A 20,993-nucleotide genomic window follows, 5' to 3' on the forward strand; every position below is an offset into this window, starting at 1 on the left:
CCGGGGGGCCGGGGAGGTCGGCGTCGCGGTCGCACTTCTTCGGCGCGGACGCCGCCTTGTTCCGCTCCGGCAGTTTCGGCAGGAGTCGTGCCACTGTCTCGTTCTCCCCGTCGTTCATCAGGCTCAGACCGTCCTCGCGGACCGTCGGTAGGAGACCACGGCGTACGAGCCGAACGCCAGCAGCCAGGCACCGAGCACCGCGACCGTCCCGGTCCCGGGGGCCGCGCCGTGCGAGACGGACCAGCCGAGGTCGGCGAACCGGTGGGCCGGGGTGTACGCGGCGATCGAGGCGAGCCAGCCGGGGAAGGCGGAGAGCGGGAACCACAGTCCGCCGATCACCGCGAGCCCCATCAGGCACGCCGTGTTGACCACGCCCATGGCCTGCGGGCCGAGCCGGTAGCCGTTGCCGAGGCCGAGCAGGGTGAAGGGGAGCGCCCCGGCCCACAGCAGGACGGTGAGCGCGGCCCACTGCCAGGCGTCCAGGCGTACGCCGTTGACCAGCGCGCCCGTCGCGAGCACCGCGGCGATCGCGGGCAGCACGGTCGCCGAGCCGCTGACCGCCCGGCCCGCCACCACGCGGGACGGGGCCAGCGGGGTGACGCGCAGCTGGCGCAGCCATCCGGCGGTCTTGTCGGCGGCCACGCCCGTCCCCGTGCTCAGGGACGCGCCGAGCGCGCCGTACGCCGCCATGCCGACCATCGAGGCGGTCTTCCACTCGGCCGAGTCGCCGTCGCCCGAGCCGGTGTTGGTGAAGAGCAGATACATCAGGACGGGCATGCCGATGCCGAAGACCACGAACGACGCGTCGCGGAAGGTGCGCCGTATTTCGAGCAGGACGTAGCCGGGCATCAGACGGTCTCGCTTTCGCGTACGGAGCCGACGGTTTCGGAACCGACGGTGGAGGTGAGGGAGAGGAACGCGTCCTCCAGGCTGGCCGGGGCGACTTCGAGGCCCCGGACCGCGCCGAGCCGGGCGAGCTCCACGACCGTGGCGTCCGGGTCGTCCGTACGCAGCCGGGCGCGGTCGCCGCGCACCTCGACCGCGACCACGCCCGGCAGCGCCGCCAGGCCCGCGCTGGGGCCGCCCGCCAGGTCGAAGGAGACCAGGCTGCCGCCCGCCGCGCGCTTGATCCGCTCGCCGGGGCCGTCGGCGACGACGCGGCCCTGGTCGACGACCACGATCCGGTCGGCGTTGTCGTCCGCCTCCTCCATGTAGTGGGTGGAGAACAGCACGGTGTTGCCCCGGGCCGCGTACGTGCGCATCGCGTCCCAGAACGCGCGGCGGGCCTCCACGTCGAGCGCGGCGGTCGGCTCGTCCAGGACCAGCAGCGCGGGCGCCCCGGCGATCGCCACCGCGAACCGGACGCGCTGGGCCTGGCCGCCGGAGAGCCTGTCGACCCGGCGGTCCGCGAACTCGGTGAGCCCGGCGAGCGCGAGGGCCTCGGCGGCCGGCATCGGGCGGGGGTAGGCCGAGCCGACGAACGCGACGAGCTCCCGTACGGTGACGCGGGGGATCGGCTGGCCCTCCTGGAGCATCGCCCCGGCGAGCCCGGCCCGTACCGCGCGCTCGGGCGTCCGCCCGAAGAGCCGCACCTCGCCCGCGTCCGGCTCGTCGAGGCCGAGCAGGAGGCCGATCGTGGTGGACTTTCCGGCGCCGTTGCGGCCGAGGAGGGCGACGGTTTCGCCCCGGCGGATGTCGAGGTCCATGCCGTCCACGGCCCGTACGGGGCCGAAGGTCTTGGCCACGCCGTCGAAGCGTACGGCGCTGGGTGCTGTCTGCGTCATGCCGTTGACGCTACGGAGTGGGCCCCGGGGCCCGGCAGATGTTCTTGTACGGGGTTGCGTGGGACAAATGTCCCGGTGGTTCGTTCGCCTGCGGGTGGGCGGGGGCTGGTCGCGCAGTTCCCCGCGCCCCTTATCGGGCCGGTGTTCGTCTGCGGGTTGTGGTGGGTTGCTCGCGCAGTTCCCCGCGCCCCTGAAGGCGGATGCCGCGTAGCGGCATTTTCAGGGGCGCGGGGAACTGCGCGACCAGCCCCCACCGGCCCGCAGCGAAAACCCGACGCGACCTGACGAGACGTCAGAAGTGTTCCCAATCCAGGGCCACTGCGTTATACATGGGGCCCATCGAGTCCTAGAACGCGTTCTAAATTCCGGCTCTCCGAGCCGGCCCGCACGGCCTCGGTGCGGCCGACGGTGCGGACGGCCGCGCCGAGGTCTTCCCACCTCCAAGGAGCAGCCCCCGTATGCCCATCGACGTCGCGAAGGCGCTCGCCGCCGAGCCCCGGTCCACCGAGATCGTCTGGGACCACAAGGACATCCAGCTCTACCACCTGGGACTCGGCGCGGGCGTCCCGGCGACCGACCCCGACGAGCTGCGCTACACCCTGGAGTCCAGGCTGCACGTGCTGCCCTCGTTCGCCACCGTCGCGGGCGCCGGCATGGGCGTCGTCGGCGGGCTCTCGGCGCCCGGCATCGAGATCGACCTCGCGGCCGTGCTCCACGGCGGCCAGGGCATCGTCCTGCACCGCCCGATCCCCGTACGGGGCAAGGCCGTCTCCACCTCCAAGGTGGCCGCCGTGTACGACAAGGGCAAGGCCGCCGTCCTGGTGCTGCGCACCGAGGCCGCCGACGCGGACGGGCCGCTGTGGACCAGCGACGCCCAGATCTTCGTACGCGGCGAGGGCGGCTTCGGCGGCGAACGCGGCCCCTCCGCCCGCACCGAGCAGCCCGACCGCGCCCCCGACCACACCGTCGAGCGGAAGGTGCGCGAGGAGCAGGCGCTGCTCTACCGGCTCTCCGGCGACTGGAACCCGCTCCACGCCGACCCCGGGTTCGCGAAGCTCGCCGGGTTCGACCGGCCGATCCTGCACGGCCTGTGCACGTACGGCATGACGCTCAAGGCGGTCGTCGACACGCTGCTCGGCGGCGAGGTGGCCCGCGTCCGCTCGTACACCACCCGCTTCACCGGGGTCGTCTTCCCCGGCGAGACCCTGCGCATCCGGATGTGGGCCGGTCCGGGCCGCGTCCAGGTGTCGGTGACGGCCGCCGAGCGGGACGACGCGCCGGTGCTCTCCGACACGCTCGTCGCACACGACTGAACCGCCTCAACACCGCCTCAGCCAAGGCTCATCAGAGGGGAGCCGCACCATGCGCGCAGCCGTACTGCACGAGATCGGCCAGGACAAGCTCGATGTGCTCGACGACGTCGAGGCGGTGGGCTTCGGCCCCGGGAAGGTGCGGATCCGGATCCGTGCGACCGGGCTCTGCCACTCCGACATCTCCGCCATGAACGGGGTGCTCCCGCAGCCCGCCCCCTTCGTCCCCGGCCACGAGGGCGCGGGCGAGATCCTCGACGTCGGCGACGGGGTCGCCTCGCTCGCCCCGGGCGACCGCGTCCTGGTGAGCTGGCTGCCCGCGTGCGGCACCTGTCCCTCCTGCAAGCGCGGCCAGACCCAGCTCTGCCTCGCCGGGTTCATGAACGCGGGCACGCCCAACTTCAAGCGCCCCGGCGGCGATGTGTTCGGCTTCGCCGGTACCGGCACCTTCGCCGAGGAGGTCGTGGTCGGCGCCGGGTGCGCGGTCCCGATCCCCGACGACGTGCCGTACGAGATCGCCGCGCTCATCGGGTGCGGGGTGACCACCGGGCTCGGCGCGGCCATCAACACCGCGAAGGTGGAAGCCGGTTCGTCGGTGGCCGTCATCGGCTGCGGCGGGGTCGGCATCTGTGCCGTCCAGGGCGCCAAGGTGCAGGGCGCGGCGCAGATCGTCGCCGTCGACCCGGTGGCCTCCCGGCGCGAGGCCGCGCTCACCTTCGGCGCGACCGAGGCCGTCTCGCCCGGCGAACTCGACGACGCCAAGCAGCGGATCACCGGCGGCGAGGGCTTCGACTACGTCTTCGAGGTCGTCGGCAAGTCCGCCACCGCCCGCACCGCCTACGGTGCGACCCGGCGCGGCGGCACCCTGTGCGTGGTCGGCGCGGGCGCCATGGACGACTTCTTCCAGGTCAACATGTTCGAGCTGTTCTTCGACGAGAAGCGGATCCTGCCCTCCCTGTACGGCGGCGGCGACGTCCTGCGCTCGTACGAGCGGGCCATCGCGCTGTGGCGGGCGGGCCGGATCGATCTGGAGGGCCTGATCACCCACCGGGTGCCGCTCGCCGGGATCAACGACGCCCTGGACCAGATGCGCACGGGCGAGGCCCTGCGCACGTGCATCTCCCTGTGAACCCGAGAGGAGCCGACCGGCATGGCAGCACTTCCCCTTGAAGGCCTGTCCGCGATCGTCACCGGCGCCGGGCGGGGCCTGGGCCGGGCCGAGGCCCTCGAACTCGCCCGGCTCGGCGCGTCCGTCGTCGTCAACGACTTCGGGCAGCCGGGCCGGGACGGCTCCGGCGAGGCCTCGGCCGGGCCCGCCGAGGAGGTCGCCGCCGAGATCCGCACGGCGGGCGGCACGGCGGTCGCCCACACCGGCGACGTGGCCGACCACCAACAGGCCTGCGAACTGGTCGGGTTGGCGGTCAGCACGTACGGGAAGCTCGACGTCCTCGTCAACAACGCGGGCATCCTGCGCGACCGGATGATCTTCTCGATGACCGAGTCCGAGTGGGACGCGGTCATCCACGTACACCTCAAGGGCCACTTCAACACCACCCACTTCGCCGCCGCGCACTGGCGCGAGCGGTCCAAGGCGGCGGGCGGCCCGGTCTACGGCCGGATCGTCAACACCTCCTCGGAGGCGTTCCTCGCCGGGTCGGCCGGACAGCCCAACTACGCGGCCGCCAAGGGCGGGATCGTGGGCCTCACCACCTCCACGGCCCTCGCGCTCGCCAAATACGGGGTCACCGCGAACGCCATCTGCCCCCGGGCCCGCACCCGGATGACCGAGGACGTCTTCGCGGCCATTTCAGCAAATCCAGGCAGCGAGGAGCCGGGGGAAGGGCAGCTCGACGCGCTGGCGCCGGAGCACGTGGCGCCGCTCGTCGGCTATCTGGCGTCCCCCGCCGCCGCTCGGGTCAACGGCCAGTTGATGGTGGTGCACGGCGGGATGGTCGCGATCGTGGAACGCCCGAAGGTGGCGGCGAAGTTCGACGCGGCGAAGGAGTCCTTCTCGTACGGGGAGTTGGACGAGCTGCTCACGCCGTACTACGCCGACCGCCCGGCGAACGAGACGTTCGCGGCGACCGAAGTGCTGGGACTGAAGCGGGACTGACTGTTGTATGCAGGGTGCGGGCCGTCCTGGGCTGGTCGCGCAGTTCCCCGCGCCCCTAAGCGGCTGGGGCCGGGACGCTTTCGCGTCCCGGCCCCAGCCATCTGATCAGCTCGCCTCTGCGTCCATCCGCCGGTGACGGCCATGGGCCTCCGTCGTCGGCTCCTCGGTCGCCGCGGCACCGCCCCGGTGCCGGCCGTGGCCGTCGGGGTCCGTCGTGGCTTCGACGGACGCGGCGGTCAGTGTCTCGGACATGTGGTGCAGTCACCCCGTTGTGTTTCGTCCGTTGCGTTCGCCGTGGATCTTAGCCAGACGGCCACGGCCTACTGACGGCCGGTCAGGGGCGCCTGCGCGAGCGGTACGGGCCGGGGGGCCTGCGGCTTCAGCGGTACGGGGGCGGGCCGCGGCACGTCCGCCGGGGCCGGGACCGCCGCCACCGAGCAGGGCGCCGAGGGCGTCGTGCACGGCAGCCGCAGCACCCCGTCCCGGGTCCACAGGCCCGAGCCCGCCAGCCACCCCTCGGGCGCGGCCAGCTGGTGAAGGCGGCGGCCCGCAGGGCGCCACACCCCGAGCCAGGTGCCCGCCGCCGCGTCGATCCGCAGCGCCACCGCGCAGCTCTCCGGCATCAGCGCCTGCCCGGGCTGTATGGCGAACGGCGTGACCGCCGCGTCCGCGAGCCGCAGGCACTCGGGGAAGCGGACCGGCAGGGTGGAGCCGAGCACGCCCCAGCCGAGCCGGTCGTGGCCGGGCGCGTCGGAGCGCAGCAGCAGCAGACCGGTGTCCGGGTCCGCGAGCAGCAGCCGGTCCTGGCTCTCCTCGGTGATCTGGAGCAGCGGGGTCACCTCGCCGCCGCGCTCCAGGTCCACCGCGACCGCCTTGGTCCGCCCCTCCAGCTCCCGGTCCAGGGCGAGCATCCGGCCCGTCCGGTCCAGCCAGACGCCGCCCGAGCAGCGGCCCTGGAAGGTGGCGACCGGCTCCGGGCCGAAGGCGCCGCCCGCCACCAGCCAGAGCGTGCTGTTCTGTGGCCCGGCCGCGAGCGCGTACGCACAGCTGCCGTTCGGGGACGGCGGCAGCAGGGTCAGCCGCCGCCCCGAGTCGCGGGCGATCGTGCCGAGGGCGAGCTCGCCGGTGCCGGGGCCGGTCGGGTAGAGCAGGGCGAAGGCGTCCCGGTCCGCGACCCGGCGGTGGATCAGCACCCGCCCGTCCGCCATAGGCAGCACCGAGGCGTCCGGCTCCTCCGGCTGGTTGCCGGGCAGCGGCACCGCGTACGGCTCGGGGCCGTCGAGCGTCCACCGCTCGGGGAACCAGCTGTCGCCCTCGCCCTCTCCCCGTACCAGGCGGGCCGCGTAGGAGCCGTCCGCGGTGATCGTGAACTCCGTCTGCCGGACCGCGCCGTTCCCGGCAGCGGTCTCGATGGCCAAGGCCGTCATGAGATGGCTCACCTCCGGCCCATGAAGCTAGTTTTCGCACTTCCTGCCGAACAACACGAGACCACCCGCTTCACACCAAAGGGTGGCCATCGGGCGATTCCCCTGTGAGCGGGGCGACGGATGTGCAGTGCGGTGCGGGCAGGGCGGGGCGTACCCGGGCCACTCGGGGGCGGGCGGGGGCCGAAGCCATGGTGGGCGGGGCCCGGAGCGCGGGTAACCTGTGTCCGTGCCCCGTCTGTCTGAAGTCATCGCCGCGCTCGACGCCCTCTGGCCGCCCGAGCGGGCCGAGGGATGGGACGCGGTCGGCACCGTCTGCGGAGAGCCCGACGCGGAGGTCCGGCGCGTGCTGTTCGCCGTCGACCCCGTACAGGAGATCGCGGACGAGGCCGTGAAGCTCGGCGCCGATCTGATCGTCACCCACCACCCGCTCTATCTGCGCGGTACGACGACGGTCGCGGCCGACCACTTCAAGGGCCGCGTCGTGCACACCCTGATCAAGCACGACATCGCGCTGCACGTCGCCCACACCAACGCCGACACCGCCGACCCCGGCGTCTCCGACGCCCTCGCGGGCGCCCTGGACATCCGGGTCGTCCGGCCGCTCGTGCCCGACGCCACGGACCCCTCGGGCCGCCGGGGCCTGGGCCGGATCTGCGAGCTCGACCACCCGATGACGCTGGGCGAGTTCGCTGCCCGCGCCGCCGCCCGGCTGCCCGCCACCGCGCAGGGCATCCGGGTCGCCGGCGACACCGGAGCCCTGGTGAAGACCGTCGCGGTCAGCGGCGGCTCGGGCGACGGCCTCTTCGACGCCGTACGGGCGTCGGGAGCCGATGCCTTCCTCACCGCCGACCTGCGCCACCACCCGGTGTCGGAGGCGACCCAGCACGCACCACTCGGCCTGATCGACGCCGCCCACTGGGCCACCGAGTGGCCCTGGTGCGAGCAGGCCGCCGCACAGCTCGACGAGATTTCCGACCGCCACGGCTGGGACCTGCGGGTCCACGTCTCGAAGACGGTCACCGACCCCTGGTCATCCCACCACTCTTCTGGAGCCCCCAACTGAACGCCGCGCCCGCCGACCAGATCCGCCTCCTCGACGTACAGGCCCTTGACGTACGCCTGTCGCAGCTCGCCCACAAGCGGAAGTCGCTGCCCGAGCACGCCGAGATCGACTCGCTGAACAAGGACCTCACCCAGCTCCGCGACCTGCTGGTCGCCGCGCAGACCGAGGAGAGCGACACCGCCCGCGAGCAGACCAAGGCCGAGCAGGACGTCGACCAGGTCCGCCAGCGCGCCGCCCGCGACCAGCAGCGCCTGGACTCGGGCGCCGTCTCGTCCCCCAAGGACCTGGAGTCCCTCCAGCGCGAGATCGTCTCGCTGGCCAAGCGCCAGGGCGACCTGGAGGACGTGGTCCTGGAGGTCATGGAGCGCCGTGAGTCCGCCCAGGAGCGGGCGGCCGAGCTGACCGAGCGCGTCTCCTCCGTCCAGACGAAGACCGACGACGCGACCGCCCGCCGCGACGCCGCGACCCAGCAGCTCGACGCCGAGGCCGCCGAGGTGGCCAAGGAGCGCGAGGTCGTCGCGGGCGTGATCCCGGCCGACCTGCTGAAGCTCTACGACAAGCTGCGCGAGAAGCAGGGCGGCGTCGGTGCGGCCCGCCTCTACCAGCGCAAGTGCGAGGGCTGCCGCCTGGAGCTCGACATCACCGAGGTCAACGAGGTCAAGGCGGCCTCCCCGGACACCGTGCTGCGGTGCGGGAACTGCAGCCGCATCCTGGTCCGTACGGCGGAGTCGGGCCTGTAGTGCGGCAGTTCGTTGTCGAGGCCGACGGCGGCTCCCGGGGCAACCCGGGTCCGGCCGGTTACGGCGCGGTGGTCCTGGACCCGGTGACGGGCGAGACGCTGGCCGAGGCGGCGGAGTACATCGGCGTCGCGACCAACAACGTCGCCGAGTACAAGGGCCTGATCGCCGGGCTGAAGGCGGCGAAGGCGCTTGACCCGGCGGCGAAGGTGCGGGTCCGGATGGACTCCAAGCTGGTCGTCGAGCAGATGTCGGGCCGCTGGAAGATCAAGCACCCCGACATGAAGCCGCTCGCGGCCGAGGCCGGGCGGATCCTACCGCCCGCGCAGGTCACGTACGAGTGGATCCCGCGCGAGAAGAACAAGCACGCGGACCGGCTCGCCAACGAGGCGATGGACGCGGGCAAGCGCGGCAAGCAGTGGGAGCCGTCGGCGTCCACGGCGGCGCTGGACGCGGGTTCCGCCGACGCGGGTGCGGCGCGGGTCGTCGGGGACGCGGCGGCGGGTGCGGCGCGGGCCCGGGCGGCGCTGGCGACGGCTCCGGCCGTCGCGTCCTCCACGGCGACCGTTCCGGCTCCGGCCCGGGCGGCGACGGCCGGGGCCCCGGCCACCGGGTGGAGCGCGCCCGACCTGGGCACGCCCACGACCTTCGTCCTGCTGCGGCACGGCGAGACCGCGCTCACCCCCGAGAAGCGGTTCTCCGGCAGCGGCGGCTCCGACCCGGAGCTGTCGGCGGCGGGCCGCCGCCAGGCCGACCAGGTGGCCGCCGCGCTGGCGGCCCGGGGCACGATCCAGGCGGTCGTCTCCTCCCCGCTGCGGCGCTGCCGCGAGACGGCGGCGGCGGTCGCGGCGCGCCTCGGTCTGGACGTACGGGTCGAGGACGGCCTGCGCGAGACGGACTTCGGCGCGTGGGAGGGCCTGACCTTCGCGGAGGTGCGCGAGCGGTACGGCGACGACCTCGACGCGTGGCTCGCCTCGCCCAAGGCGGCGCCGACGGGCGGCGGCGAGAGCTTCGCGACGGTGTCGCGGCGCGTCTCGGCGACCCGGGACCGGCTGCTCACGGCGTACGAGGGCCGCACGGTCCTGCTGGTCACGCATGTGACCCCGGTCAAGACGCTGGTCCGGCTCGCCCTGGGCGCCCCGCCGGAGTCGCTGTTCCGGATGGAGCTGTCGGCGGCGTCGGTGTCGGCGGTGGCGTACTACGGGGACGGCAACGCGTCGGTGCGGCTGCTGAACGAGACGTCGCACTTGCGGTAAGGGTTGTTGCCTTCGTCTGCGGACCGTGCTGGGTTGCTCGCGCAGTTCCCCGCGCCCCTGCGGGGCGCCCAGGGGATGCCGCGCAGCGGCATTTTCAGGGGTGCGGGGAACTGCGCGCTCAGCCCCCACCGGCCCGCAGACGAATCCCGGCCCCGGCCCTCCTAGCGCAGCCCCGCCGCCTCGCGGGCGAGCAGTTCCACCCGACGCCAGTCCTTCGCGGCGAGCGCGTCCGGGGGCAGCATCCACGTACCGCCGACGCAGCCCACGTTGGGCAGCGCCAGATACTCCGGCGCCGAGGCGAGCGAGATGCCGCCGGTGGGGCAGAAGCGGGCGCCGGGGAGCGGTCCGGCCAGGGACTTCAGATAGGCGGTGCCGCCCGCCGCCTCCGCCGGGAAGAACTTCATCTGGCCGATCCCGCGTTCCAGGAGCGCCACCACCTCGGACGCGGTCGCGACCCCGGGCAGGAACGGGACCCCGGACGCGGTCATCGCGTCGAGGAGGCCGCCGGTCCAGCCCGGGCTGACCAGGAAGCGCGCCCCGGCCGCCACGGCGTCGGCGACCCCGGCGGCCGACACCACGGTCCCGGCGCCGACCACGGCCTCCGGCACGGCGTCCGCGATCGCCCGGATCGCGTCGAGCGCGGCGGGCGTACGCAGGGTCACCTCGATCGCCGGCAGCCCGCCCGCCACGAGGGCCCGCGCGAGCGGTACGGCGTCGGCGGCGTCGTCGAGGACGACCACGGGGACGACGGGGGCGAGGTCCAGGACGGAGGTCATGGGGGCATCCTGCCGGGCGGATGCGACCCCTGCAACGATCGTTGCACCCTGTGCAACAGGCCCGATGCGGCTAGTGGATCTGCTCCACGACCACGTCCAGGGCCCACGCCTTGCCGGGCTTGGCGGGAGCGGTGCACTCCACCACGTACCCGAGGTCGCGCAGGGCCTCCACGAGCCGCGCCGGATCGGCGGGGGCGGCCCCGGACAGCAGCAGGTCGCGCACCAGGCGGCCCTTGGTCGCCTTGTTGAAGTGGCTGACGACCGAACGCTTCTCGACGCCGTCGACGATCTGGGAGTGCAGCACGCGTACGGTCGCGGTCCGCCCGGCGACCTCGCCCTTGGGCTTCCAGGCGGCGGCGTACGCGGAGGAGCGCAGGTCGAGGACGAGGCCGGTCCCGGCGGCCTCGGTCATGACCGGGTCCATGACACCGCGCCAGTACGCCCCGAGCGCGCCGAGTCCCGGCAGCTTCACGCCCATCGAGCAGCGGTACGACGGGATGCGGTCGGTGGTGCGGACGGCGCCCCACAGGCCGGAGAAGACGAGCAGCGACGCGGCGGCGCGGCGCTTGGCGGCGGGGTCGAGGGTGGCGAGGCCGAGGGCGTCGTAGAGGACGCCGGTGTAGATCTCGCCGGCGGGGCGGGTGCCGGCGGTGCGGAGCTCGGCGTTCTTGGCGACCTCGCCGCGGAGGCCTTCGCTGAGGCCGAGCACGTCGCGGGCCTTGTCCTCGTCGCCGAGGCAGAGCTCGATGAGCTCGTCGAGGACGGCGGTGCGGGCGTTCCTGAGCCCCGGCATCGCCAGGGCCTCCTCCTTGAGGGGCGTCCCGCGCCCCCCGCCGGCCTTTCCTTCGGAGGGCGGGAGCAGCACGAGCACGGGGTCTCCTTGGGGGTGGTACGGGACGGGGGTGCGGCCCCAAGCCCAGATTAAGCCCCCACCCCGCCCCTTCCCTAAACCCTCCGGGGGACCTGATTGTCTGCGGACCGTGGATGGCTGGTCGCGCAGTTCCCCGCGCCCCTAGGTAGTCAGGGGCGCGGGGAACTGCGCGAGCAACCCACCACGGTCCGCAGACGACGAACCCGGCCGCCCGCCAGAGGGCTTTCGGGAAGGGGCGGGGTGGGGGGCACCAAAACGGGCCGAGACGCGGCACGCGGCCTACGCTCGGGGCATGCCTCGCCGTCACCTCCACATGACCGGCGCAGCCGACCCGCTGAGGGCCGCCCTGCGCGACCTCCGCACCACCCTCGACGTCCCCGAGGACTTCCCCCCGGACGTCCTCGCCGAGGCGGACAGAGCCGCGGGCAACCCCCGCCTCCCCGCCCGCGACGCCACGGACCTCCCCTTCTTCACCATCGACCCGCCCACGTCCATGGACCTGGACCAGGCCATGCACCTGGCCAAGCGCGGCAGCGGCAGCGGCGGCTACCGCGTGCACTACGCCATCGCCGACGTCGCCGCCTTCGTCACCCCCGGCGCCCCCGTGGACACCGAGGCCCACCGCCGCGTGAACACCCTCTACTTCCCCGACGAGCGCGTCCCGCTCCACCCGCCCGTACTCAGCGAGGACGCCGCCAGCCTGCTCCCGGGCCGGGTCCGCCCCGCCGTCCTGTGGACCATCGACCTGGACGCCGACGGGGCCGTCACCGCCACCCACGTCGAGCGCGCCCTCGTCCGCAGCCGGGCCAAGCTCGACTACGACGGGGCGCAGCGGCAGATCGACGACGGCACCGCCGAGCCGCCCCTCGCCCTGCTCCGGGACATCGGGCGGCTGCGCGAGGAGCAGGAGGTCGCACGCGGCGGCATCTCCCTCAACGTCCCCGAGCAGGAGATCGTCGAGCGCGACGGCCGGTACGGCCTGGAGTACCGCGCCCCCCTCCCCGCCGACGGCTGGAACGCCCAGATCTCCCTGCTCACCGGCATGGCCGCCGCCGACCTGATGCTGGCGTACGGCACCGGCGTCCTGCGCACCCTGCCCAGCGCCCCCGACGGCGCCGTCGCCCGGCTGCGCCGCTCCGCGCAGGCGCTGGGCATCGACTGGCCGCACCACGTCCCGTACGCCCAGGTCGTCCGCTCCCTCGACCCGCGCGACCCGCACCACGCCGCGTTCCTCCAGGAGTGCACGGCGCTGCTGCGCGGCGCCGGGTACACCGTGTTCACCGGCGGGAACGTCCCCGACCCCGCGGTCCACGCCGCCGTCGCCGACGAGTACACCCACTGCACGGCGCCCCTGCGGCGCCTCGTGGACCGTTACGCCAGTGAGCTCTGCCTCGCGGCGGTCGCCGCCGCCGACATCCCCGAGTGGGTGCTGGCCGCGCTCGACGGCCTCCCCAAGGAGATGGCCGAGGGCACCCGCAGGGCCAACACGGTCGAGCGCGAGTGCGTCGACCTCGTGGAGGCGGCCCTCCTCAAGGACCGCGTCGGCGACGTCTTCGACGCGACCGTCGTCGACGTCAAGGACGACGAACCGGCCTCCGGCACCGTCCACTTGACCGACCCGGCCGTGGTGGCCCCCGTCAAGGGCACCGCCCCCCTGCCCCTGGGCGAGCGCCTCCGGGTCCGCCTCACCCAGGCCGACCCGGGCACCGCGAAGGTGGAGTTCGCCCCTGCCTGAGGGCGGCGGCAGCGCGACCGCCCGCCCGGCAGGTAGCATGGTCGGCACGGCAGACGAGCCGGGCGGACGGCCGCGTGGGGATCCTCGGATCCTCCCGAGGAACGTCCGGGCTCCACAGGGCAGGGTGGTGGGTAACGCCCACCCGGGGTGACCCGCGGGACAGTGCCACAGAGAACAGACCGCCCAGCACTCAGGTGCTGGGTAAGGGTGAAACGGTGGTGTAAGAGACCACCAGCGCCTGGGGTGACTCAGGCGGCTAGGTAAACCCCACCCGGAGCAAGGTCAAGAGGGAGCACCCTGGTGCTCCTGCGCGGACGTTCGAGGGCTGCCCGCCCGAGTCCGCGGGTAGACCGCACGAGGCCGGTGGCAACACCGGTCCTAGATGGATGGCCGTCTCCCCGGCCGCCGCGAGGCGACCGGGCGACAGAACCCGGCGTACAGCCCGACTCGTCTGCCGCTCCACACTCCCCCTCCGCTGGCGGGACCCGTGGGGATGGGGTGAGCTGGGAGGCGGGCCCGTCCGGGGTGGACGCGCCCGGTCCCGTAGCCCCGCACCGGAGGTGCCCCCCCATGACCGTCCCCGTCGACCAGCTCAGCGACCCGGCCGTCCGGGCCTTCGTCACCGCGCTCAACGCGAACGACCGCGCCGCCTTCCAGGCGGTGCTCACGCCGGGCGCGACCATGTCCGACGACGGGTCGGACCGGGACCTGGCCGAGTGGACCGAGCGGGAGGTCTTCTCCTCCAACGGCCACATGGACGTCGAGTCGGAGGCCGACGGCGGCCGCTCGCTCGTCGTCAGCTACCGCAACGACACCTGGGGCGCGATGCGGACCGCCTGGCGCTTCGACGTCGACGGCGGAAAGGTCAGCCGGTTCGAGACCGGGCAGGCGTAGCGGCCCCGCCGGTCAGTCCGGGATACGGGCGCCCGCGCCGCCCACCCGTACGCGCGCGTCGCCCGCCCGCAGCGTCACCGTCAGGACGCCGGGGCGGCCCAGGTCCTCGCCCTGGTGGAGCGTGAGGACGGACTCCTCGGGGACCAGGCCGAGTTCGCGTACGTACGCGCCGAAGGCCACCGCGGCCGCGCCCGTCGCCGGGTCCTCGACGACCCCGCCGACCGGGAACGGGTCGCGGACGTGGAAGACGGTGTCCGACGCGCGCCACGCCAGCTGAACCGTCGTCAGGTCGAGCCGCCGCATCAGCGCGGCGAGCCGGTCGAAGTCGTAGTCGAGGTCCGCCAGCCGCTCGCGGGTGGCGGCGCCGAGGACGAGGTGGCGGGCTCCGGCGTACGCGATGCGCGGCGGCAGGGCCGGGTCGAGGTCGGCGGCGGGCCAGTCGAGCGCGGCCAGCGCCTCGGCGAGGTCGTCGGGCGCGATGTCCTCGCTGTGCGGCTCGACGCTGGTGAGCGTGGCCCGCAGGGCGCCGTCGTCCTCGGTGACGGTCACCGGGACGGTGCCGACCGGGGTCGCGAAGGCCAGGTCGCCCGGGCCGAGCCGCTCGCCCAGCGCCACGGCCGTCGCGACGGTGGCGTGACCGCAGAACGGGACCTCGGCCCGCGGGCTGAAGTACCGGATCGTGAACGCGCGCCCCGCCTCGCCGAGGCCCTCCGGGGGAGCGGTCAGGAACGCGGTCTCGCTGTACCCGAGCTCCGCGGCGATCGCGAGCATCGCGGCGTCGTCGAGCCCGGCGGCGTCCAGGACGACCCCGGCGGGATTGCCCCCGGCGGGGTCGGAGGAGAAGGCGGTGTAGCGCAGTACGTCTGTCATGTCGAGATCAACTCCGGGTGCGGGGCGGTCATTCCCGGGCACTAGGCGTGCTGCCTCCCCCCTCGTTGTGAGCAGGCGCTCCGCATGGCTGGGGGTCCCCCCTGCTCCTTAAGAGCTTGGGGGAGGGTGGGCACACGGGCCACCGGGCCGCAGGTGTAACTCGGCGTTGACGCGGGCCGGGGTCAGGGCGGGTTGCGCAGCCCGGCGGGACGGGGTTGCCGCTGTGCCCACCCGTGCCGCCCCTAGCGGCACGCATGCCCACAGCGGCGGGGGCGGGGAGGTGGTTGAGGGGATGGTCCCCTCAACCCCGCCCGATGTACGGCATAGCCGTCGCCATCACCGTCGCGAACTGCACGTTCGCCTCCAGGGGGAGTTCCGCCATGTGCAGGACCGTGCGGGCCACGTCCGCCGCGTCCATGACCGGCTCCACCGCCAGCTCCCCGTTGGCCTGCGGCACACCCGTCCGCATGCGGGCCGTCATGTCCGTGGCCGCGTTGCCGATGTCGATCTGGCCGACGGCGATCCGGTAGGGGCGGCCGTCCAGGGAGAGCGCCTTCGTCAGGCCCGTCATCGCGTGCTTGGTCGCCGTGTACGCCACCGAGTGCGGCCGCGGCACGTGCGCCGAGATCGAGCCGTTGTTGATGATCCGTCCGCCCTGCGGGTCCTGCCCCTTCATCTGCCGGAACGCCGCCTGCGCGCACAGGAACGCCCCGTTGAGGTTGGTGTCGACGACATGGCGCCACGCCTCGTACGCCAGGTCCTCCACCGCGACCCCGCCCGGCCCGAACGTACCCGCGTTGTTGAAGAGCAGGTCCAGCCGCCCGTACCGCTCCCGTACCGCCTCGAACAGGGCCGCCACCTCGTCCGGTGACGTCACGTCCGTACGGACGGTCATGACATCGGCGTCGGGGCCCGCCAGCGCCGCCGTCTCCTCCAACGGCTCCTGGCGGCGGCCCGCCAGGGCCACCGACCAGCCCGCCGCGGCCAGCGTGAGCGCCACGGAGCGGCCGATGCCGGAGCCGGCGCCGGTGACGACGGCGGTCTTGCGCGCTGCGGATGCGTTCATGGTCCGGAGCGTACGGGAGCCGCCCGCGCCCCGGCCGGAGCCGTCCGCGATGTGGGCCCGGGCCGCACCCCCGGTCCGGAGCATCCCCGGCGGGCTGAGAGCATAGGTACTTGAAACTACAACGGTCGGTACGGCCGGAAGCGGAGACACCCATGGCGGAGACCAGCCGGACCGCACCGGCCCACATACCGGCGGCGGCCCCCGCCGCCCGCCGCGCCGGTCTGCTGGTCACGCTGGTCCTCGGCGGGCTCACCGCGCTCCCGCCGCTCTCCATGGACATGTACCTGCCCGCCCTGCCCGAGGTCACCGGCGCGCTCCACGCGCCCGCCGCCACCGTGCAGCTCACCCTCACCGCGTGCCTGGCGGGCATGGCGCTCGGCCAGCTGGTGGTCGGGCCGATGAGCGACAAGTGGGGACGCCGCAGGCCGCTGCTGGTCGGCATGGTCGTGTACGTCGTCGCCACCGCCGTCTGCGCCTTCGCGCCCGACGCCGGACTGCTCATCGCCTTCCGGCTGCTCCAGGGCCTGGCGGGCGCGGCGGGCATAGTGATCGCCCGGGCGGTGGTGCGCGACCTGTACGACGGCGTCGAGATGGCCCGGTTCTTCTCCACCCTGATGCTGATCTCCGGCGCCGCCCCCGTCGTGGCCCCGCTGATCGGCGGGCAGGTGCTGCGGCTGACCGACTGGCGCGGGGTGTTCGTGGTGCTCACCGCCGTCGGGCTGCTGCTCACCCTCTTCGTGTGGCGGTGCCTGGACGAGACGCTGCCGCCGGAGCGACGGCACGAGGGCGGGGTCGGCGAGGCCCTGCGGACCATGGGCGCGCTGCTCAAGGACCGGGTCTTCACCGGGTACGTACTGGCCGGCGGGCTCGCCTTCGCCGCGCTCTTCGCATACATCTCGGCCTCCCCGTTCGTGATCCAGGAGATCTACGGGGCCTCGCCGCAGACCTTTTCGCTCCTCTTCGGGCTCAACTCGGTCGGCCTGGTCGCCGCCGGTCAGATCAACGGGAAGCTGCTGGTGGGCCGGGTCAGCCTCGACAAGGTGCTCGCCTGTGCCCTGACCGTCATCGTGCTCGCGGCGGTGGCGCTGCTCGTGATGGTGTCCGGGGTGTTCGGCCACCCCGGCCTCGCGCCGGTCGCGGCCGGGCTGTTCGTGCTGATGTCCGCGATGGGCATGGCCACGCCCAACACCACCACCCTGGCCCTGATGCGCACCCCGCACGCGGCGGGCTCCGCGTCGGCGCTGCTCGGCACGTCGTCGTTCCTGATCGGGGCGGTGGCGTCACCGCTGGTGGGGATCGCGGGGGAGGGGACGGCGGTGCCGATGGCGGTGGTGCAGCTGGTGTCGGGGGTGGCCGCACTGCTGTGCTTCCTGGTGCTGTGCAGGCCGTGGCAGCGGCAGTCGGCCGAGGTCTGAGCCGCCCAGGGCGCGCCGCCGCCCCCGGCTCCCGCCCGTAGAATCCCCAGGTGAACGAGAACGTCCCCGTCCCGCAGGTGCTGCGCTCCGCCCTTGCCGGGCTGCTCGACGGGCTGCCGCCGTCGCAGGCCGCGCAGGCCGTCGACCGGCTGATCGCCAACTACCGGGGCGACACCCAGACCCACGCCCCGGTGCTGCGCGACCGCTCCGACGTGGCCGCGTACGCCGCGTACCGGATGCCCGCGACCTTCGAGGCGGTGCGGTCCGCCCTCGCCGCCCTCCAGGACGCCGTCCCCGACTGGGCCCCGGCCACCCACACCGACGTCGGCGGCGGCACCGGCGCGGCGAGCTGGGCGGTCGCGGAGGCGTGGGACACCGCCACCACGGTCCTGGACTGGGCCGAGCCCGCGCTCGCGATCGGCCGCGAACTCGCCGACGCCTCCGGCATCGAGGGCCTCGGCGCGATCCGCTGGGAGCGGGCCCGGATCGGCACGGCGCTGAGCCTGCCGGAGACCGACCTCGTCACCGTCTCGTACGTACTGAACGAGCTCACCGCCGACGACCGCCGCGCGCTCGTGGACGCCGCCGCCCGCGCCGCGACCGGCGCCGTGGTCATCGTCGAGCCGGGCACCCCGGACGGCTACGCCCGGATCATCGAGGCCCGGGACCGGCTGATCGGGGCCGGGTTCACCGTCGCCGCGCCCTGCCCGCACAGCGCCGCCTGCCCCATCGAGCCGGGCACGGACTGGTGCCACTTCTCCGCCCGGGTCAGCCGCTCGTCCCTGCACCGGCAGGTCAAGGGCGGCTCACTGGCGTACGAGGACGAGAAGTTCAGCTACGTCGCGGCGGTGCGGGGGGCGGCCGAGGCCGCCGTGAACCGGGTCGTGCGGCGGCCCCAGATCCGCAAGGGTCAGGTGCTGCTCGACCTGTGCACGGCGGAGGAGGTGCTGCGCCGTGAGACGGTGACCAAGCGCCACGGCGCGCTGTACCGCGCGGCCCGGGACGCGTCGTGGGGCGACGCGTGGCCTCCGGCCGGGTAGGCCGTTTTTCGTCTGCGGGCCGGGGGCGGGTTGCTCGCGCAGTTCCCCGCGCCCCTTGGATGCCGCTCCGCGGCAATCCCCTGGGCTCCCCGGAGGGGCGCTTTTAGGGGCGCGGGGAACTGCGCGCTCAGCCACCGGCGGCCCGCAGACGAACGACCTGCTAGACGCGAAGCTCCTGCGTGCAGCACTTCACACTGCCCCCACCCTTGAGCAGCTCACCGAGGTCCATCCCCACGGGAACGAAGCCGCGTTCGCGCAGCGACGAGAAGAGCCCCAACGCGCCCTGGGGCAACAGCACATGGAGGCCGTCGCTCACCGCGTTCAGCCCCAGCGCCGCCGCGTCCTCCGCCGAGGCGATCACCGCGTCCGGGAACAGCCGCGCGAGCACGGCCCGGCTGCCGGGCGAGAAGGCGCCCGGGTAGTACATGATCTCGTCGGCCGAGTCGTCAAGGACGCACAGGGCCGTGTCCAGGTGGTAGTAGCGCGGGTCGACGAGGTCGAGCCCGATCACCGGGCGGCCGAAGAACTCCTGGGCCTCGTCGTGCGAGAGCGGGCTGGACCGGAAGCCGCGCCCGGCCAGCAGATAGGACGCGGTGACGGCGAAGTCGCCCTCGCCCTCGTTGATGTGGGACGGCTCGTGGATCTCGGTGAATCCGTGGGCGCGGAACCAGTCCAGATGGGCCGCGGCCTCCGCCTCCCGTTCCGGGTGGGCGAAGCGGGCGCCGAGCACCCGGCCGTCGATCACGGTCGCCCCGTTCGCGGCGAAGACCATGTCGGGCAGATCGGGGCGGGGTTCGAGCAGCTCGACGGTGTGGCCGAGCGCCCGGTAGCGGTCGCGCAGGTCCTCCCACTGGGCGAGGGCGAGCGGCAGGTCGACGGGCTTGGCGGGGTCCATCCAGGGGTTGATGGAGTACGTGACCTTGAAGTGTGCCGGTGGGCACATCAGATAGCGCCGGGGTCTGGCGACTCGGGGTGCACTGAGGTCACGGGTCTCACTGAGCAATGAGGGCTCCTCACGGACGACTTCGGCTGCACGCGCCGCATCTGCGGTCGTGGTCAGCCCATGGTGCGTCCTGACCGGCGTTCGCGCAGTGATCCGTCCGGGTGTTTTTCGCCGCTTCACACACTGTTGCCCTGCGCGCGCCCTTGACAGAGACGATACGTTTCGCCTCGGTGGCGCTAAGATCCCGGCATGGCGAACAAGGGGCAGGCGCCCGACTCCACCCGCCGCAGCGAGCGCTCGCGGCGCGCGATCTACGACGCGGCGCTCTCCCTCGTCGGCGAGGCCGGGTACGCGAAGACGACCATCGAGGGCATCGCCGCCCGCGCCGGGGTCGGCAAGCAGACCATCTACCGCTGGTGGCCCTCCAAGGCGGCGGTCCTGCTCGAAGCGTTCGTCGACCTCAGCCACCAGGCCGTCCAGGGCGAGGTGTCCCTGCCCGACACCGGCGACCTGGAGGCCGACCTCAAGCTGGTGCTGCGCGCCACCGTCGACGAGCTCAACGACACCGCGACCGAGGCCCCGTACCGGGCGCTCGCCGCGGAGGGCGTCATCGACCCGCAGCTGTGCGCCGCCTTCGTGCAGAACCTCCTGGAGCCCCAGCTGAAGCTGTACGTGGACCGGCTGCGGTCCGCCCAGGACGCGGGCGAGGTACGGGCCGACGTCGACCCGCGCACCGCCCTGGAACTGCTGGTCGGCCCGCTCTCGCACCGCTGGCTGCTGCGCACCCTGCCGCTCACCCACGCGTACGCGGACACCGTCGTCGAATACGCCCTGCGCGGACTCGCCCCCCGCTGAGGGCCCCGGATCGGGGGGTACGGCCTCGGGAGGCGCAGGATGGTGGGAGCATGGGGGAAGGTTCTCGCGGGGCAACGGTGAGGTGAGGGGATAGATGGGCGCGGAGTACGGGCGTTCCGGCAGCTCGGAGAGCAAGCTGTCCCGCTGGCTGCGCAGGCGCGCCAAGGACGTCCCCGGCGCCGACGAGGGCCGCCTCGCCCTGCTGCTCGCCGTCGCCGCCGCGAAGCTGCCGATCGCCCCGGCCGCGTACCCCGTCGGCTACCGCTGCTCCTGTGAGCGCGTGGGCTGTCCGACCCCGGCGCGCCATCCGGTCTCGTTCGCCTGGCAGACGCAGTCGACCACCGACCGCGCCCAGATCGAGCGGTGGGCGCAGGGCCAGCCCGAGGCGAACTTCATCACGGCGACGGGCATGGTCCACGACGTCCTGGACGTGCCCCTCGAAGCGGGCCGCGAGGCCCTGGAGCGGCTGCTCGCCGAGGGCGTCGACGTCGGCCCGGTGGCCGAGTCCGGCGGCGTGGGCGACCAGGCCCGGATGCTCTTCTTCACGGCGACGCGGGGTACGCCGGAGGACGAGGACGAGTGGTGGCCGTGCGAGCTGGACTGCCACCCCGAGACGATGGACGAGCACCCGGGGCTGCGCTGGCACTGCCGGGGCAGCTACGTCCTGCTCCCCCCGGCCCGCCTTCCCGGCGACCACGAGGTGGCGTGGGTACGCGGTCCGGAGCACGGGTTGCCCGATCCGTTGACCCTCCTTGAGGCGCTCACGGACGCGTGCGCCCGGCACGGCGCGGCTGACGCCCACGCCGTGGCTTGGCCCCTGGGCCGGTAGCCCCTGCGG

21 protein-coding genes and 1 other RNA gene are annotated in these 20,993 nt (G+C 73.8%); 13 read left to right on the forward strand and 9 right to left on the reverse strand.

Features of this window, described 5'->3' with window-relative positions; translation table 11 throughout:
- Positions 1–123: 123 nt before the first annotated feature.
- On the reverse strand, positions 124–849 hold the full coding sequence (locus QIY60_RS20105; protein WP_283143659.1) for an ABC transporter permease: 726 nt from the start codon (positions 847–849) through the stop codon (positions 124–126).
- Positions 849–1,784 carry an ABC transporter ATP-binding protein gene (locus QIY60_RS20110; protein ID WP_283143660.1) on the reverse strand — a complete coding sequence of 312 codons (936 nt, stop codon included), beginning with the start codon at positions 1,782–1,784 and terminating at the stop codon, positions 849–851. The genes QIY60_RS20105 and QIY60_RS20110 overlap by 1 nt, the downstream gene beginning before the upstream one ends.
- A 458-nt stretch (positions 1,785–2,242) precedes the next feature.
- Here QIY60_RS20110 and QIY60_RS20115 point away from each other — a divergent pair, with 458 nt between their 5' ends.
- Genes QIY60_RS20115 through QIY60_RS20125 form a run of 3 tightly spaced genes read left to right on the forward strand, consistent with a single transcriptional unit; the run spans position 2,243 to position 5,207 of the window.
- The gene (locus tag QIY60_RS20115; RefSeq protein WP_283143661.1) at positions 2,243–3,097 is read left to right on the forward strand and encodes a MaoC/PaaZ C-terminal domain-containing protein; all 855 of its coding nucleotides are present in this window, start codon (positions 2,243–2,245) and stop codon (positions 3,095–3,097) included.
- Positions 3,098–3,146: 49 nt separating this feature from the next.
- Positions 3,147–4,223, forward strand: a complete 1,077-nt coding sequence (locus tag QIY60_RS20120) for a Zn-dependent alcohol dehydrogenase (RefSeq protein ID WP_283143662.1) — start codon at positions 3,147–3,149, stop codon at positions 4,221–4,223.
- Between the two features lie 21 nt (positions 4,224–4,244).
- Positions 4,245–5,207 carry a 3-oxoacyl-ACP reductase gene (locus QIY60_RS20125; RefSeq protein WP_283143663.1) on the forward strand — a complete coding sequence of 321 codons (963 nt, stop codon included), beginning with the start codon at positions 4,245–4,247 and terminating at the stop codon, positions 5,205–5,207.
- A 105-nt stretch (positions 5,208–5,312) separates the two neighbouring features.
- Here the strand turns inward: QIY60_RS20125 and QIY60_RS20130 are convergent, their stop codons facing one another.
- Both QIY60_RS20130 and QIY60_RS20135 read right to left on the reverse strand, forming a co-directional pair.
- The gene (locus QIY60_RS20130) at positions 5,313–5,459 is read right to left on the reverse strand and encodes a hypothetical protein (protein ID WP_283143664.1); all 147 of its coding nucleotides are present in this window, start codon (positions 5,457–5,459) and stop codon (positions 5,313–5,315) included.
- Positions 5,460–5,527: 68 nt separating this feature from the next.
- Positions 5,528–6,634 carry a hypothetical protein gene (locus QIY60_RS20135; protein WP_283143665.1) on the reverse strand — a complete coding sequence of 369 codons (1,107 nt, stop codon included), beginning with the start codon at positions 6,632–6,634 and terminating at the stop codon, positions 5,528–5,530.
- A gap of 226 nt (positions 6,635–6,860) precedes the next feature.
- Between QIY60_RS20135 and QIY60_RS20140 the strand changes: the two genes are divergently transcribed.
- From QIY60_RS20140 to QIY60_RS20150, 3 genes are read left to right on the forward strand one after another with little or no spacing between them, the layout of a single operon-like run.
- On the forward strand, positions 6,861–7,697 hold the full coding sequence (locus QIY60_RS20140; protein ID WP_283143666.1) for a Nif3-like dinuclear metal center hexameric protein: 837 nt from the start codon (positions 6,861–6,863) through the stop codon (positions 7,695–7,697).
- A complete protein-coding gene (locus QIY60_RS20145; protein WP_283146010.1) occupies positions 7,694–8,437 on the forward strand; it encodes a C4-type zinc ribbon domain-containing protein in 744 nt (247 codons plus the stop codon). Before QIY60_RS20140 ends, QIY60_RS20145 begins: the two co-directional genes overlap by 4 nt.
- On the forward strand, positions 8,437–9,690 hold the full coding sequence (locus tag QIY60_RS20150; protein WP_283143667.1) for a bifunctional RNase H/acid phosphatase: 1,254 nt from the start codon (positions 8,437–8,439) through the stop codon (positions 9,688–9,690). Before QIY60_RS20145 ends, QIY60_RS20150 begins: the two co-directional genes overlap by 1 nt.
- A gap of 161 nt (positions 9,691–9,851) precedes the next feature.
- Here the strand turns inward: QIY60_RS20150 and eda are convergent, their stop codons facing one another.
- A complete protein-coding gene (gene eda, locus QIY60_RS20155; protein WP_283143668.1) occupies positions 9,852–10,466 on the reverse strand; it encodes a bifunctional 4-hydroxy-2-oxoglutarate aldolase/2-dehydro-3-deoxy-phosphogluconate aldolase in 615 nt (204 codons plus the stop codon).
- 70 nt (positions 10,467–10,536) lie between these two features.
- On the reverse strand, positions 10,537–11,337 hold the full coding sequence (yaaA, locus tag QIY60_RS20160) for a peroxide stress protein YaaA (protein ID WP_283143669.1): 801 nt from the start codon (positions 11,335–11,337) through the stop codon (positions 10,537–10,539).
- A gap of 292 nt (positions 11,338–11,629) precedes the next feature.
- Here yaaA and QIY60_RS20165 point away from each other — a divergent pair, with 292 nt between their 5' ends.
- From QIY60_RS20165 to QIY60_RS20175, 3 genes are all read left to right on the forward strand, one after another.
- Positions 11,630–13,072: an RNB domain-containing ribonuclease gene (locus QIY60_RS20165; protein ID WP_283143670.1), complete on the forward strand. Its 1,443-nt coding sequence runs from the start codon at positions 11,630–11,632 to the stop codon at positions 13,070–13,072.
- 54 nt (positions 13,073–13,126) lie between these two features.
- Positions 13,127–13,526: RNase P RNA component class A (gene rnpB / locus QIY60_RS20170), an RNA gene on the forward strand.
- A gap of 116 nt (positions 13,527–13,642) precedes the next feature.
- Positions 13,643–13,966 (forward strand): nuclear transport factor 2 family protein, encoded by a 324-nt coding sequence (locus QIY60_RS20175; RefSeq protein WP_283143671.1) that lies wholly within the window; start codon positions 13,643–13,645, stop codon positions 13,964–13,966.
- Between the two features lie 12 nt (positions 13,967–13,978).
- Here QIY60_RS20175 and QIY60_RS20180 read toward each other — a convergent pair whose 3' ends face one another.
- The gene (locus tag QIY60_RS20180; protein WP_283143672.1) at positions 13,979–14,836 is read right to left on the reverse strand and encodes a PhzF family phenazine biosynthesis isomerase; all 858 of its coding nucleotides are present in this window, start codon (positions 14,834–14,836) and stop codon (positions 13,979–13,981) included.
- Between the two features lie 301 nt (positions 14,837–15,137).
- Positions 15,138–15,902: an SDR family oxidoreductase gene (locus QIY60_RS20185; protein WP_283143673.1), complete on the reverse strand. Its 765-nt coding sequence runs from the start codon at positions 15,900–15,902 to the stop codon at positions 15,138–15,140.
- 152 nt (positions 15,903–16,054) lie between these two features.
- Here QIY60_RS20185 and QIY60_RS20190 point away from each other — a divergent pair, with 152 nt between their 5' ends.
- Entirely contained in the window at positions 16,055–17,317 is a 1,263-nt protein-coding gene (locus QIY60_RS20190) for a multidrug effflux MFS transporter (RefSeq protein ID WP_283143674.1), read from the forward strand.
- Positions 17,318–17,367: 50 nt separating this feature from the next.
- Entirely contained in the window at positions 17,368–18,357 is a 990-nt protein-coding gene (locus QIY60_RS20195) for a small ribosomal subunit Rsm22 family protein (protein WP_283143675.1), read from the forward strand.
- Positions 18,358–18,517: 160 nt separating this feature from the next.
- On the opposite strand, the gene ddaH is transcribed toward QIY60_RS20195, so the two are convergent.
- A complete protein-coding gene (ddaH, locus tag QIY60_RS20200) occupies positions 18,518–19,360 on the reverse strand; it encodes a dimethylargininase (RefSeq protein ID WP_349253936.1) in 843 nt (280 codons plus the stop codon).
- A gap of 189 nt (positions 19,361–19,549) precedes the next feature.
- On the opposite strand from ddaH, the gene QIY60_RS20205 reads away from it, so the two are divergent.
- Positions 19,550–20,155, forward strand: coding sequence for a TetR/AcrR family transcriptional regulator (locus QIY60_RS20205; RefSeq protein WP_283143677.1), 606 nt, complete (start codon positions 19,550–19,552; stop codon positions 20,153–20,155).
- A gap of 94 nt (positions 20,156–20,249) precedes the next feature.
- Entirely contained in the window at positions 20,250–20,984 is a 735-nt protein-coding gene (locus QIY60_RS20210) for a bifunctional DNA primase/polymerase (protein ID WP_283143678.1), read from the forward strand.
- Positions 20,985–20,993 lie beyond the last annotated feature (9 nt).

It is taken from the genome of Streptomyces sp. BPTC-684 (assembly GCF_030028635.1).
Taxonomy (GTDB): Bacteria; Actinomycetota; Actinomycetes; order Streptomycetales; family Streptomycetaceae; genus Streptomyces; species Streptomyces noboritoensis.